This is a genomic window from Devosia sp. (assembly GCF_040509215.1).
Taxonomy (GTDB): Bacteria; Pseudomonadota; Alphaproteobacteria; order Rhizobiales; family Devosiaceae; genus Devosia.
In genome coordinates this window covers 1-13,828 of record NZ_JBEVLL010000040.1, presented here as the reverse complement: position 1 = coordinate 13,828, position 13,828 = coordinate 1, and the positions used below count along the sequence as shown (strand labels likewise).

The following is a 13,828-nucleotide window of genomic DNA, read 5'->3' as shown; positions in this document are numbered from 1 at the left end:
CGAAGACGTACCGCGTCTTGTCTGCCGCCATGGCAAAGAGAAGTTTTGGACGCATCAGAACCGCTCCGGCACCAGAATGGCGCTGACATCAACGCCCTCACGGGCAAAAAGCGCCTCAAGCGCCGCGAGGTCTGGCGCATGCGGCGGCGCTGCCAGCGCGGCTTCCGCCTCCGAGCCCGCCGGCAGCGCCATGGCCGCCGTCACCAGCACCGTCGTCCCCACCGGAATTTCACCGCGCAATTGCGGCACGATGGTTTTGGAGACGATCAGGTTGGTATTGGGGAAGGCGCGGAACGCCCGGCCCTCGCGCTTGCCGCCGAGATCGAGAATGGCACTGACATCGGTCTTGCTCTTGGCAACCCCACGGCCCGGCTCGTCGATATAGGTATCGCCGTTGAAATCGGCCCGGCCGATGGCAAAACCGCCCTCGGTCGCATGCAACGCCCGCGGCGTGTTGATGCGATGCAGCCTTACATGCCAGTGATGCGCGGGAATGAGCCAGGTCTCAACCTCGACATCGCTCCACGGCTTCCAGCGCGCAAACAGCACATTCTCGGCAATCTGCGCCACCTCGTTGCTCTCGCGCACGCGGTAGTGCCGGCCATCATCCGAAAAGGCCAGCGCGCCGTCGAAGGCGCCGTTGTGATAGGCCCGCTCGTCCACTTCCACCGAGAAGCCGTAGCGGCTCGAATAGACGAACTTGGCGTACTTTTCGGTGCCCGCCCGCATCTGCCAGTTCTGCTGGCCGCTCGACAGCGCCACCACATTGCCCTTGGTATGCTGCATCACCATGCCCGGATGCTTCAGCGGCACCGGCTTGGCATGGAAGTCAGCCTCGACTTCCTCCGCCGTCCAGAACGGATGGTCGGCCGGCAGCGCCAGTGGCAGGAAGGCCTTCAGCGCCCAATAGGGCGAGCCCGCCGAATTGTAGCTCTCGGACATGAAGAGGTTGGGATAGCCATAGCCGATCGACAGCACGCCATCGGCATTGGCAATCGGTAGCTTGCTCCACCAGCGCAGGTGCCGCAGGAAATGTCCCTTGATGACACCCCATGGCATCGCCTCGACATCGGCAAAGGCCAGGGCACCCCAGAACCCGCCACAGGCAAAGCGATAGGTCAGGCTCCGCCCGAAAGCCAGCGTGCCACCATCCTCATCGAACCAGTGCTGAATATCCTGCGCGAAGAGCCGCGCCCGCTCTTTATAGTCGGCCACGCGCTTCTCATCGCCATTGGCGAGTTTTGAATAGATCAGCCCATAAAAGTGCATGGCGAACGGAATGTAGTGGTCGATCCGCCTGACATTGCCGTCGCGGTACCAGCCATCCCCGAGATAAAAACCCTCAAGTTCCTTGAGGAACGTGTCGGTATAGGACCGGTCGAATTCCACGCCGCACTGCTCAAGCCCGAGATCGACGAGAATGCGGAAGAACTTCCAGTTATTGTCCGCATAGTCAAATTTACGCGCATGCTTCAAATAGGCTGCGAGGTTATCCTTGGCCTTCTGCGGCAGCGGGTCCCACACCAGATGCGGCAGCATCTTCATGGTAAAACCGATGGCCGCCAATTCCACCTGGCGCTGGTCGATGCCGTTCACCGTACCCCAATATTCCGGATGCTCGGGATCGGTGCCGTTGGCGAGGCCCTGCCGGTAAAGCTCCCAGTGGTCGAACGCCCCACCGCCCGCCGCCAGCGGCGTCAGCCCCCAGAGCGGCCGCGCAAAGCCTTCGAGATCAGCCGCCGCCCGATCGAAATGCGCCCCCGCCCCATCGAGCCGAACGCGCGCCGACCCTTCGGAGAAATAGGGCAGCAGCGGCTGGAAGAGATCGCGAAGGCCTTTTTCGACGTCATCACGGGTCTTGAGGGGATTTCCAAAAAGCGGATTGGCTGTGGCCGGATCATAAGTCATTTCAAGCAAAGACCTTTCGGAGCGTTTCCAAGAAAAGTGGGCTCCACTTTTCTGGTTCGGAAGCGCGACAAACAATTAGGGAGTGGCCATGACTTCAGAGAAGGCATGGCTGCGAGATGGCGCTGCGTCATAAGCGCCCTTGAGATTGAGTGTGTCGGCAAAGTGGCAGGCGGCCATCTGGGTCGTACCGTTGATGGGGCGCAGCACCGGCTTTTCGGCCCGGCACTTGTCCTCGGCATATTTGCAGCGCGTGTGGAACGGGCAGCCCTTGGGCCGATTGCCGAGATACGGGATTTCGCCCTTCAGTTCCTTGTTCCGCCCCTTGCGCCGCGTCGGGTCGGCAATGGGCAGCGCTTCGAGCAGCATTTCCGTGTAGGGATGACGCGGCCGCTCGAACAAAAGCTCGGTCGGCGACGTCTCGACCACATGGCCGAGATACATCACCACCACCCGGTCGGCGATGTAGTTCACCACACCAAGGTCATGGCTGATGAAGATATAGGTCAGCCCGAACTCTTCCTTGAGATCGTCGAGCAGGTTCAGCACCTGCGCCTGGATCGACACGTCGAGCGCCGACACCGCTTCGTCGGCAATCACCAGCTTCGGATCGAGCACGAGCGCCCGGGCAATGCCGATGCGCTGCCGCTGCCCACCCGAAAAGGCGTGCGGATAGCGCCCGATGGCATCGGCCGGAATGCCTACCTTGGCGAGGGTGGACACCACCCGCTCCTCCAGCTCCCGCCCCTTGCAGATACGATGCACCCGCAGCGGCTCGGCAACAATATCGAACACCCGCATATTGGGGTTGAGCGAGCTCATCGGATCCTGGAAGATCATCCGGATATCGCGGCGCCAAGGCTTGATCGCCCGCTTGTCGAGCGCGGTCAGTTCGACTTTCTGCCCACCCTCCTGGTGGTAAAAGACCTTCCCCTCGGTCACCGGCTGCGCCTTGATGATGCAGCGCCCGAGAGTGGTCTTGCCACAGCCGCTCTCCCCCACGATGGCGAGGGTCTCCCCCGCCTCCACCGTCAGGTTGATATCGTTGAGCGCCACCAGCTCGCGGCTCTGTTTGAAGAGCCCGCCACCGAGCGTATAGACCTTGGAGAGATTTTCGACGGAAAGCAGCGTCGTCATGCGAGCGCCTCCTCTTTGACCTGAGTGAGGAGATGGCAGCGCGCCATATGGCCTTCGCTGACCTGTGTGCGCTCCGGCCGCGTCCCGGCGCATGGCCCAAAGGCATGCGGACAGCGGCTGGTGAACGAGCACCCGACCGGCCGATCTTTCGGAGACGGCACCGTCCCCTTGATCGGGGTCAGCCGCACGCGATCGGCCTTGCGCTGCAATTGCGGCACCGAATTCATCAGCGCCTGCGTATAGGGATGCTTCGGCGCCTTGAAGACCTCGAACACATCCCCCTGCTCCACCACATCGCCGAGATACATCACTGCAATATCGTCGGCGATTTCGGCCACGACCCCGAGGTCATGGGTGATGAACAGCATGGCCATGCCGAAATCGTCCTGCAACTGCCGCAGGAGATCCAGAATCTGCGCCTGCGTCGTCACATCGAGCGCCGTCGTCGGCTCGTCGGCAATGAGCAGCTTTGGCGTACAGGCCAGCGCCATGGCGATCATGGCGCGCTGCCGCAACCCGCCCGACAATTCGAACGGATAGGCATCCGCCCGGTCCCGCGCGCCGGGCACGCCCACCTGGTCGAGCAGCGCAACGGTGCGCTCCCGCGCCTGCTTGGGGCTCAAGCGTTCATGCAGCATGGTGATTTCGTCGATCTGGTTGCCGATCGTATGGACCGGGGACAGCGAGCTCATCGGCTCCTGAAAGATCATCGAAATCTGCGCACCGCGAATGGAGCGCATCGCCGTGCTGTCGGATTTGAGCCGGGCGATATCGGTCGCCCCGCCCTCACCCTCATAGATGATCTCGCCGGTGCGGATATCGGCATTCTTGTCGAGGAGGCGCAACACGGCCCGCGCCGTCACCGACTTCCCGCAACCGCTTTCGCCCACAAGAGCCAGTGTCTTGCCCGGCGTGAGGGTCAGGTCCACCTGCCGCACCGCCTCGATATCGGGCTCATCGGGCGAAGTGAAGACGATCGACATGTCATTGATGGAAAGGAGGGGCTTGGTCATGCCAGGCACTCCCGAAGTTGAAAATTACCGACCATGAGGATCAGCGGCATCGCGAAGGCCGTCCCCGAAGAAGTTGAGCGAAAGGATCACAATCACCACGCATAGGCCCGGAGCCAGCAGCCACGGCGCCGTCGCCAGCGTTCGGATGTTCTGTGCTTCCTGCAGCAGCGTGCCCCAACTGACGATTGGCGGCTGCAGCCCGAGCCCGAGGAACGACAGTGCCGTCTCCGCCAGGATCATGCCGGGAATGGCGAGCGTCGCCGCCGCAATGATGTGGCTGGTAAAGCTCGGCACCATATGCCGCGTCACGATGCGCCAATCGCTGGCCCCATCGAGCTGCGCCGCGGTAACGAAATCTTCCGTTCGCAGCGACAGGAAGCGCCCGCGCACCACACGCGCCAGCTCTGTCCAGCCGATGAGGGAGAGAATGATGGTGATGGCAAAGTAGGTTTGGAGCGCAGACCAATCCTTGGGGAGTGCCGCAGCGAGCCCGAGCCAGAGCGGAATGGTCGGCATCGAGCGGATGAATTCGACGACGCGCATTACTGTGCTGTCAAACCACCCACCATAATATCCGGCAAACCCGCCGATCACGATGCCGAAGAAGAGGCTCAGCGTCACACCGGCAAGACCGATGGAAAGCGAGATGCGCGTGCCATGGATCAAACGGCTCAGCATGTCGCGGCCCAGCCGGTCGGCCCCGATCACATAGAACGGATCGCGCGGGTTCTCGACACCCATGAACTTCACCGACATGGGAATGAACCCAGCGAGATAGTAGGGTTTTGAGGGCGCAAAGAACTGCACCGGAATGATCACTTCCGGATCGATTACGAAGCTGCGGCGCATGGCCTTGGGATCGACTTCGGTCTTGTACCCGTTCACATGCGGCTGAAACGCCCAACCACCATCTTCGGTACCGACGATGAACTGCAGTCCCTGCGGCGGCGCGTAGGTATAGCGGGCGCTATAGGCCGACGGATCGGTTGGGGCAAGAAACTCGGCAAAGGCCGCCACGAGGTAGAAGAAGACCACGATCCAGAGGCTGACCACGGCGAGCTGGTGGCGCTTGAAGCGCCGCCACATCAGGGCCAGTTGGGATTCGCGCTTGAGCCGTTTTGGCGCGATATGTTCGGCCGGGGCAATCGTATCGACGGCCATGTCACTTACTCCCATAGCGAATTCGGGGGTCGATCCAGGCCAACAAGAGGTCCGAGATCAGGGTGCCGATGACGGTGAGCACGCCGAGCAGCATGATGATGGCGCCAGCCAGATACATGTCCTGGCTTGTCAACGAGCGCAGCAGTAGCGGCCCGGCCGTCGGCAGGTTGAGCACCACCGAAACGATCACCGAACTCGACACCAGCGCCGGCAGCAGCCAGCCGATGGTCGACACCAGCGGATTGAGCGCCACACGCACGGGATATTTGAGGATGACCTTCCATTCCGGCAGCCCCTTGGCGCGGGCCGTCGTCACATAGGGCTTCTTCAGCTCGTCGAGCAGATTGGCGCGGAGGATGCGGATCAGTTCGGCCGTACCGGCCGTCGCCAACACCAGGATCGGCGCCCAGGCATGGGACAGGAAATCCCAGATGCGTGGCAGGCTCCAGCGGGCATTCTCGAATTCAGACGAGAAGAGCCCGCCAATGGTCGTGCCGAACCAGACAAAGCTGAGATACATCAGCAGCAGCGCCAGGAGGAAATTCGGGATGGCGAGGCCGATGAAGCCCGCGATGGTCGCGAGGTAATCGCCCAGCGAATACTTCTTCACCGCCACATAGATGCCGATGGGCAGGGCGATGAACCACATGACCAGAACGGCAAGGCCCTCGACGAGAATGGAATTACCCAGGCGTCCCCAGATCAAGGTCGTCACCGGCGCTTTCCACTCAAAGCTCTGGCCGAAATCGCCACGGAACAGGATGCCAGAGAACCACTTCCAGTATTGGACGATATACGGTTCGCCAAAGCCATATTGCTGGCGCAGCGCCTCGATGGTCGCCGGGTCCACCCGATCGCCATTGGCGCTGAGGGTGGCGAGATAAGTGGTGAGATAATCGCCCGGCGGCAGCTGGATAATGGCAAAAGCCACGAAGCTGACGGCCCAGAGCGTAAGAACCATGGCGATGAGACGCCGGAAAACGAAACGCAACATGGGCGTCTCCTTGGTATTACGAACTCGGTGCCTTGGAGGCACCCCCACCCTCATTCCCTCCCCACAAGGAGGAGGGAGGCGCAGGCTAAAATGTCTCGGTTCCATCGTCTCCCTCCCCCTTGTGGGGAGGGATCAAGGGTGGGGGTGAGCCAAGTGAACAGCTCTCCCACTTTTCAGTCCCCCCGCGGCCCTGGGGAGGGGTCGCGAGGGGCCGGGAGGGACCCTATTCCTGGGCGAAATACCACTGGAACGGGTCATAGGGTGCCGGGGTCGGGTACAGATATGCGTGCAGCATCGGTTCGGCTATGTTCCGCATATTGTTCTTGGCAATGTAGTAGCCATTGCCAGGCAGGCTGACGCCGATCACCGGGAAGTTCTCCTTGGAGATGGCAAGGATCTGCTTCATCAGTTCGTTGCGCGCTTCCGGGCTACCTTCGCTGCGCAGCTTGTTGAGCAGGTCCATCTGTTCCTTGGCCCAGTCAGCCGGCTCTTCGGCGATTTCCGGACGCGAGCCCTGGAACCACTGTGCCCAGCGATAGGCCCAGACCGATTCATCGTTTGCCGGCAGGTAGTAGCGCGGCTCCTGGATCACATCGAGGCCACCATCGCCCTGCCAGATCTGGGCGTCATAATCGCCCGTCGGGCGCTTTTCGTAGTAGAGCGTGCGGTCGATATTGTTGAGTTCGATGTCGATGCCACCGGCTTCGAGCTGGAGCTGCAGCAGTTCCATCATGTCGACCCATTCCGAACGGAACGAGGAGATCATGTCGATGGTGATCTTGAGCGGCGTGCCGTCGGCAAAGGTGTAGAATTCGCCGCTCTTGGTAAGGCCCGCTGCCTCGAACGCAGCCGCAGCCGCATCGGGGTCGAACTCTGTATATTGCTTGGCCATTTCCTCGTCATAGAACGGGGATTCCGGACGCGGAGCGGCCTGGTAGGGTTCGCCCTGGCCGGTGAAGATCACGTCGATGATTTCCGGCCGGTCGATCAGGTGGCTGATACCGATGCGGAAGTCCTTGTTCTGGAACAGTTCGCGGCGCTTCTCGTCCACATGGTTGAAGTTGAACTGCAACATGAGCGTGTTCATGTTGGAGGGGATGTTTTCCCCGAGGCGATAGTCGCCGGCTTCCTGTCCGTCAAAGAAGATCGGCTGGTTGGCGACTGTCGCGATATGGCGATCCTGGAAGTCGATCTCGCCATTGAGCGCCATCAGCGTGATTTCTTCGAGCGAGTCCGAAACGCGCATTTCGAGCCGGTCGATATAGGGCAGTTGGTTACCCTCGGTGTCGACCTTCCAGTAATAGGGGTTGCGCACGAAGGTCGTCCGGGTCGAGTCACCCTTGAGCGGCTCCTCGATCATCCAGGCATTCATCATCGGCAGTTCGGGATTGGCCCAGCGGATGGTTTCCGTCGCCCACGAGCAACGATCAGTCATCCACAGTTCCCAGGTCTCAAAGCCCGCAGCCTTGGCTTCCGCCGCCGCGTTCTCGTTGTACTTGGGGTAGAACTGGCTGCAATATTCCTTGTTGAGCGAGACGATGGTGAAGCCGTTGATGCTCGCGAGCTCGTCCATGATCACGCCATTGGGCTTCTCGAAGACGAAGCTGAAGGTCGTGTCGTCGACAACTTCAACCTTCACCGGATTGTTCGGATTCTTCATGAAGGTGCCGGCGCCATAGGTCGGCTCGCTGAAGAGCTCGGCCGCAAAGGCAATGTCAGCCGAGGTAAACGGCTTGCCGTTGTTCCACTTGAGCCCGTCGCGCAGCTTGAAGGTGAAGGTGCGGGAATCCTCGCTCACTTCCCAGCTTTCGGCCAGGTTCGGAATGATCTCTTTCCATTCGCGGTCATAGCGAACGAGCCCGTCATAGGCGACGGTGCGGCCGATCCAGGCGTTGTCGAGGCCGCCGCGCAGCGCGCTGTGCCAGGTGCCGCCATAGGTGCCGACGCTTTCGACCGGCGTGATCACCAGCGGATTGGCCGGCAGGCGCTCGGCAACCGGCGGCAATTCACCGCTGGCAACAGCGGCGTCCAATACCGGCGATTGCTGCTGCGCCCATACCGGCCCGGCCGCAGCCATCATGGCCGCAATGGCCACGGCTCCGGTCAGACGAAGCGAAAAATTCTTTCCCATACATAGTCCTCCCTTTTCCGGGGTCATCCCCGGCAATCACATTCGGCCGGCCGCTTCCTCGGCAGCTCGACCACGATTGTATTCCGCCCAAAGGACGTCACCCCGCTCAGGCGAGCGGCGCGATAACGACAGCAGCAACCACGCTCCGGCAGCGATGCCGGAAGGCGAATGACTTGCCCAACTCTCGATTTCTGGGATGTGACCACGCAGCGTGCGGGCGGCATTCGGACGCTGCCAGCAGCGCCTCCTGAACCGGTTCCGCATGCCACTGCCGAAGAGTCACCAATTCCCCTCCCAGGTTACGCTCGATGCCAACAGTCTGCTAACCGGCAGCTGTCTTATTCGTCACCGAACGAATGCAAAGCTATGCACAGTCTTGCGCAAATTCAAGCAATTTGCGCATTTCATGCAATTTACGCAATATTGCGAGAATTGCATTGCAGAGAGAGCCGGATAGGGAGGGGGTAACCGCGCAAAACTGCGTATTTTTCAACATCGAGGTCAAAAAAGTTTGCGGGACGGGCTGGGTAAATTGGCCATGGACCCGGCAGAACAGGGCCGCCACTCGCCGGACAGGGGGACGCGAGAGAAGACCCGTCCATCCGCCATCGTCACAGGCGGGCCAGTCCCGGTGGTCCATTCTTGCCGCAAAGTGGATTGCCAGGAAACCCGGAGAAGCCGACGGCTCCGCCCTGCACCCTATGTCATTCGACCGGATGAACCGTCTCGCCCTCGACCAGCGTCAGCCCGATCTCGAGGTGCTGCACGGCCCGCTCGCCATCCATATGTTGGGACAACAGCCGCACCACGCCACGCCCGATCGCCTCGCGATCCACCCGAACCGTGCTCAGCCGGGGACTGGCCATGCCGGCAATCGGAAGGTCGTCAAAACCCATCAGCGAAAAGTTCTTCGGCATGGGAGAGTCCTGCCCCAGGAGGCCATCGACCATCGAGACGGCCACGCTGTCATTCCAGCAGAACACCGCCGTAGCGTCATACTTGCCGCTCAAAAGCCCCGCCAGCAGCTCCTTGCCCGAGTTCTCGTTGGAGATCACCACCGTCCCCACCGCGTCGGGGGTCGCGGCAATCGCCGCTTCAAAGCCCCTGCGGCGCTGCAGGATCGTGTGCCGGTGCCGGTAAGTATAGTGCAGGAGCTTGCGATGCCCAGCATCGAGCAGGTGCTGCGTTGCCATATAGGCGCCGTAGAAATTGGCCGGCGCCACCGAACTCAGCCGCATCTTGGGGTCGACGCCATTGGCAAGAACCAGGCTGATATCGGCATCCAGCGCCCATTCCACCAGCGCCTCGTCGGGATCGATCCCGGCCAGGACTAGCCCGCCCGCGCCCGATTTCGACATGTGCCGCTGCACGAAATCAAGCGTCACATGGTCCTCGTTGACCAGCCGCACATCGAGCACCATGCCCGACTCCGCCGCCTGGCTGCGCATGCCTTCCACGATGCCGTGATAAAAACTCGCAAGGCTGCCGATGGCGCCATTGAGCGGCACCATGGCGACGGCGCGCTTGTCGAGATTGCCCGCCGCCGGCACATGCTTGCTCTTGTAGCCCAGCATGCGGGCGACGCGCTGCACATCGCGCCGCACCGCATCGCTGATGCCGATTTCATTGGCCAGCGCGCGCGACACAGTCGACACGGACACACCGAGCTTTTCGGCGATATCGGCTTGGCTGGCGCGCTTGCTGGGCATTTCCGAATTCCTGATTACTCACTACGCAATATTTGCATTTTTTGAGTAACGCAAGAATTCTCGCGCGTTAACGCACCCCGAACCGTTCCCCGAGCCATTTCATCTGCTCGCGATCCTGAAATGGGCCGCCGCCCTCGTGGTTGTTAAACTCATATTCCACAATGGTTTTATCCGCTCCGGCAAATGCCTGGTACGCCCCATAGACGGTCGAAGGCGGGCAAATATCGTCCATCAGCGCCACCGAGAACAAAGCCGCCGCCTTGCTCTGCCGCGCGAAGTTGACGCCGTCGAAATATCGCAGCGTTTCAAACACCTTGGCCGACTTATCCCTGTGCTGGGCAAGATAGCGTACAATCTCAAGATAGGGATCGCGCCCGGCAGAACGCACGGCCCGCGGAAAATCGCAGAGGAACGGCACATCCGGCATCACCGCCTTCACCCGGCTATCAATTCCCGCCACTGCCAGCGCGATGCCACCACCCTGGCTGCCGCCGCAAACGGCCACACGCTCGGGATCGACAAAATCCTGCCCCAGCAACATATCGACCGCCCGCACGCCATCGGTGAAGAGGCGGCGATAGTAGTAATCATTCCTGTCCAGGATGCCCTTGGTCATCACACCGGGAATGGACGAGGTCGAGCCGATCGGATCCGCCGTCGCGCCCATGCTCCAGCTACTGCCCTGCCCGCGCGTATCCATACGGAAATATGCGTAGCCCGAAGCCGCCCAATGCAGCAGCTCGTGCGGGAAGCTGCGCCCGCCGCCATAGCCGATGAACTGCACCACCAGCGGCAGTTTGCCCTCCCGGTGCTTGGGCAGCACCATCCAGCCCTTGACCGGATGGCCGCCAAAGCCGGGAAACGTCACATCGAACGCCTCGACAAGCTTCAGGGTCGTTTCCACCGGCTCGATGGTAACCGCGCCACCGATACCGCGGGCTTCAGCAAGCGTTTCAGCCCAGAATGTTGAAAAGTCAGCGGGAATTTCCACCGCGCTGCGATAGGCACCGAGCGCAGGGTGAACGAGATCGGGGAATGGCACGGAACGATCCTAGTATGGAAGAAACTACCCCAGCCTGCTCCCGCCACGGGCAAATTTCCAGCCATGGCCGCACTTTGCCACAGCAATCGCCGCTCACCGCCTTAGCGGTGAAAACGAGCGATCGTAAGCCGATGAAATTGTAGACTTTTCGCCACCGGCCTGAACATCGGCTCGGCCGGAACGAACAGCACGCGCCCTGCCACAACGTGCTCACGCTGCTCTTCGGCCAGCGCTTCCGGCCGCGGCACGATCACCTGCCAGTCGTCAGTCGAGGTGATGAGCCCCCGCGCGAAAGCATCGGCCATGCTGGCTTCCAGCACAATCGCATTGCCAATTTCGAGCGAACCGCCGAGTTCGCGTGGATGGATCGGCACGACCTGCAGCCGCTCATGTAGAATCTGAGCCTCAGGAGGGAAGCGCAAACCACTGATAGCACAGCGATAATTGTAGGATGTCAGTGCAAAACGGTAGAAGGCGAGATAGTCGTCGACGGAATGGGTGAACCCGGCCAAGGGCCGCTCACCAAACCCGTCCGGATCGTTTTCATCGATCATATCCACCCATCTCCGCAACAATCTTACGGAGATTTTACGATAGTGAAAACCCTAAGAAGCGCTCCAAACGCCCCGCCCAGGTAACGATATGCGATCGAAATGACATTTCAAAACCCCGGCTCTCGGCATAGGCTGCCGGAACGCATTTCTATTTCCCTCTAGGCCGGTGAAACGAAATGCCTGAATGCGCCCAAGCGCGGCACAAGATTGTCTATCGGACCGGTAGAGATTTATCCCGGCCAGAATTAGATTGAAGCCAACCAATAACTGGAGCGTCTCATGACCACGAAAACCCTCCTGCTCGCCGCCCTTCTGGCCGGCGTTGCGCTGCCTGCCTCCGTCCTCGCGCAGGATTTCGATCCGAACGCTTCCATCCGCATCGGCTCGCTCTATGAGCCGCAGAACCTCGACAACACCGCCGGTGCTGGCCAGGGCATCAACGAAGCCTTCAACGGCAACGTCTACGAAGCCCTCTTCCAGCTCACCGATGCCGGTTCGGTCGAACCCAAGCTCGTTGAAAGCTACGAAGCCAGCGAAGACGGCCTGACCTATACCTTCACCCTCAAGGACGGCGTCACCTTCCACTCCGGCGATGCGCTGACCTCGGCCGACGTTAAGTACTCTATCGAACGCGTTACCGCCGAAGCCTCCAAGAGCTCGCGCAAGCGCAGCCTCTCGACCATCACCGGCATCGAAACGCCCGATGACAAGACGGTCGTGATCACCCTGTCGGCCCGCTCGATCTCGCTGCCCTACAACCTCTCCTATGTCTGGATCGTCAACGACGCTGCAGCCGACATCACCGCTGCTGAAGACGGCACCGGCCCCTACCTGCTGGGCGAATGGCGCCGCGGTTCGGCCCTCGCTCTCGAGCGCTACGAAGGCTACTGGGGCGAAGCCGCCACCAATGGCGAAGTGATCTACACCTATTTCACCGACGCGACCGCGCTCAACAACGCGCTGCTGACCAACGCCGTCGACGTGATCACCTCGGTGCAGAGCCCGGATTCTTTGGCCCAGTTCACCGGCAACCCGGCCTTCACGGTCACCGAAGGCGCTTCCACCACCAAGGAACTGCTGGCCTATAACGACCGCGTCGCTCCGTTCGACAACGTCAAGGTCCGCAAGGCCCTGGCCCGCGCCACCGACAAGGCACGCCTCCTCAACTCCATCTGGGGTGACTATGGCACGCTGATCGGCTCCTTCGTGCCGCCGACCGACCCGTGGTATGTCGACCTCACGGGCGTCGATGCCTATGACGTCGAGAGCGCCAAGGCCCTGCTCGCCGAAGCCGGCTATCCCGATGGTTTCGAGTTCACCCTCGACACGCCCGACTACGATCCGCATCCGATCGTGGCGCAGTTCCTGCAGTCCGAATATGCCAAGATCGGCGTGAAGGTGAACATCAACATCATCACGGCCAACGAGTGGTATACCAAGATCTACCAGGAGAAGAATTTCGAGGCGACGCTGCAGGAGCACGTCAACCACCGCGATATCGTCTTCTACGGCAATCCTGACTTCTACTGGGGCTACAACAACCCCGACGTCGTCAAGCTCGTGGCCGACGCTGAGTCTGCAGGCTCGGAAGCCGAACAGGTCGAAAAGCTGACCGAAGCCAACAAGATCATCGCGGAAGACGCAGCCGGCAACTGGCTCTACCTCTACCCGCAGATCGTCGTTTCGGCCGCCAACGTCACCGGCTACCCGGTCAACGGCCTGAACTCTCAGTTCTTCGCCTACGACATTCAGAAGTCTGAATAAGCCAAAGCGCCATACGCTTCTGACTGTGAACACTCTGTCCACCGGCCTCTCGGCCGGTGGCTTTGCCTTTACGGCCCCGCTATTGTCGCGCTGACATCAGCGCAAGGACTATTCCCATTCTCGCCTACACCATCCGCCGCACGCTGATCCTGATCGCCTCGCTGTTCATCGCAGCGGTTGTGCTTTTCGTGCTGCTGCGCCTGCTCCCGGGCGATCCGGCCAATGCGCTCCTCGGCGTCGGCGCCACCGAGCAACAGATCGCCGCCGCCCGCGCCCAGGTCGGTTCCGACCAGCCGCTCTATGTCCAGTTCGTCAGCTTCCTCGGCAATATCGCGCGCCTCGACCTCGGCACCTCCTTCGTCAGCCGCGCCTCTGTGCTCGAAGAGATCGGCAACCGCATGGCCGTCACGCTGCCGCT

General features: G+C 61.1%; 10 protein-coding genes and 1 pseudogene. 2 read left to right on the top strand and 9 right to left on the bottom strand.

The window, feature by feature from the left end; genetic code table 11:
• Positions 1–54: 54 nt before the first annotated feature.
• From ABW043_RS01890 to ABW043_RS01850, 9 genes are all read right to left on the bottom strand, one after another.
• The gene (locus ABW043_RS01890; RefSeq protein ID WP_353919550.1) at positions 55–1,908 is read right to left on the bottom strand and encodes a DUF2264 domain-containing protein; all 1,854 of its coding nucleotides are present in this window, start codon (positions 1,906–1,908) and stop codon (positions 55–57) included.
• Between the two features lie 75 nt (positions 1,909–1,983).
• On the bottom strand, positions 1,984–3,042 hold the full coding sequence (locus tag ABW043_RS01885) for an ABC transporter ATP-binding protein (RefSeq protein ID WP_353919549.1): 1,059 nt from the start codon (positions 3,040–3,042) through the stop codon (positions 1,984–1,986).
• Positions 3,039–4,055, bottom strand: coding sequence for an ABC transporter ATP-binding protein (locus ABW043_RS01880; protein ID WP_353919548.1), 1,017 nt, complete (start codon positions 4,053–4,055; stop codon positions 3,039–3,041). Before ABW043_RS01880 ends, ABW043_RS01885 begins: the two co-directional genes overlap by 4 nt.
• Before the next feature lie 24 nt (positions 4,056–4,079).
• Positions 4,080–5,216, bottom strand: coding sequence for an ABC transporter permease (locus tag ABW043_RS01875; RefSeq protein WP_353919547.1), 1,137 nt, complete (start codon positions 5,214–5,216; stop codon positions 4,080–4,082).
• Between the two features lies 1 nt (position 5,217).
• Positions 5,218–6,210, bottom strand: coding sequence for an ABC transporter permease (locus ABW043_RS01870; protein WP_353919546.1), 993 nt, complete (start codon positions 6,208–6,210; stop codon positions 5,218–5,220).
• Positions 6,211–6,433: 223 nt separating this feature from the next.
• Positions 6,434–8,341, bottom strand: coding sequence for an ABC transporter substrate-binding protein (locus ABW043_RS01865; RefSeq protein ID WP_353919545.1), 1,908 nt, complete (start codon positions 8,339–8,341; stop codon positions 6,434–6,436).
• Positions 8,342–9,045: 704 nt separating this feature from the next.
• Positions 9,046–10,050: a LacI family DNA-binding transcriptional regulator gene (locus tag ABW043_RS01860; protein WP_353919544.1), complete on the bottom strand. Its 1,005-nt coding sequence runs from the start codon at positions 10,048–10,050 to the stop codon at positions 9,046–9,048.
• A gap of 67 nt (positions 10,051–10,117) precedes the next feature.
• The gene (locus ABW043_RS01855; RefSeq protein ID WP_353919543.1) at positions 10,118–11,092 is read right to left on the bottom strand and encodes an acetylxylan esterase; all 975 of its coding nucleotides are present in this window, start codon (positions 11,090–11,092) and stop codon (positions 10,118–10,120) included.
• Positions 11,093–11,193: 101 nt separating this feature from the next.
• Positions 11,194–11,646: a hypothetical protein gene (locus ABW043_RS01850; RefSeq protein WP_353919542.1), complete on the bottom strand. Its 453-nt coding sequence runs from the start codon at positions 11,644–11,646 to the stop codon at positions 11,194–11,196.
• A 279-nt stretch (positions 11,647–11,925) separates the two neighbouring features.
• On the opposite strand from ABW043_RS01850, the gene ABW043_RS01845 reads away from it, so the two are divergent.
• Together ABW043_RS01845 and ABW043_RS01840 are read left to right on the top strand one after the other, a co-directional pair.
• Positions 11,926–13,410, top strand: coding sequence for an ABC transporter substrate-binding protein (locus ABW043_RS01845; protein ID WP_353919541.1), 1,485 nt, complete (start codon positions 11,926–11,928; stop codon positions 13,408–13,410).
• Positions 13,411–13,559: 149 nt separating this feature from the next.
• Positions 13,560–13,828: pseudogene (locus ABW043_RS01840) on the top strand (ABC transporter permease); the annotation flags it as partial.

Coding starts and splice junctions, on each gene's coding strand:
- ABW043_RS01885 (WP_353919549.1), bottom strand. CDS start 3,042: ATGACGACGCTGCTTTCCGTCGAAAATCTCTCCAAGGTCTATACGCTC.
- ABW043_RS01870 (WP_353919546.1), bottom strand. CDS start 6,210: ATGTTGCGTTTCGTTTTCCGGCGTCTCATCGCCATGGTTCTTACGCTC.
- ABW043_RS01880 (WP_353919548.1), bottom strand. CDS start 4,055: ATGACCAAGCCCCTCCTTTCCATCAATGACATGTCGATCGTCTTCACT.
- ABW043_RS01850 (WP_353919542.1), bottom strand. CDS start 11,646: ATGATCGATGAAAACGATCCGGACGGGTTTGGTGAGCGGCCCTTGGCC.
- ABW043_RS01845 (WP_353919541.1), top strand. CDS start 11,926: ATGACCACGAAAACCCTCCTGCTCGCCGCCCTTCTGGCCGGCGTTGCG.
- ABW043_RS01865 (WP_353919545.1), bottom strand. CDS start 8,341: ATGGGAAAGAATTTTTCGCTTCGTCTGACCGGAGCCGTGGCCATTGCG.
- ABW043_RS01875 (WP_353919547.1), bottom strand. CDS start 5,216: ATGGCCGTCGATACGATTGCCCCGGCCGAACATATCGCGCCAAAACGG.
- ABW043_RS01860 (WP_353919544.1), bottom strand. CDS start 10,050: ATGCCCAGCAAGCGCGCCAGCCAAGCCGATATCGCCGAAAAGCTCGGT.
- ABW043_RS01890 (WP_353919550.1), bottom strand. CDS start 1,908: ATGACTTATGATCCGGCCACAGCCAATCCGCTTTTTGGAAATCCCCTC.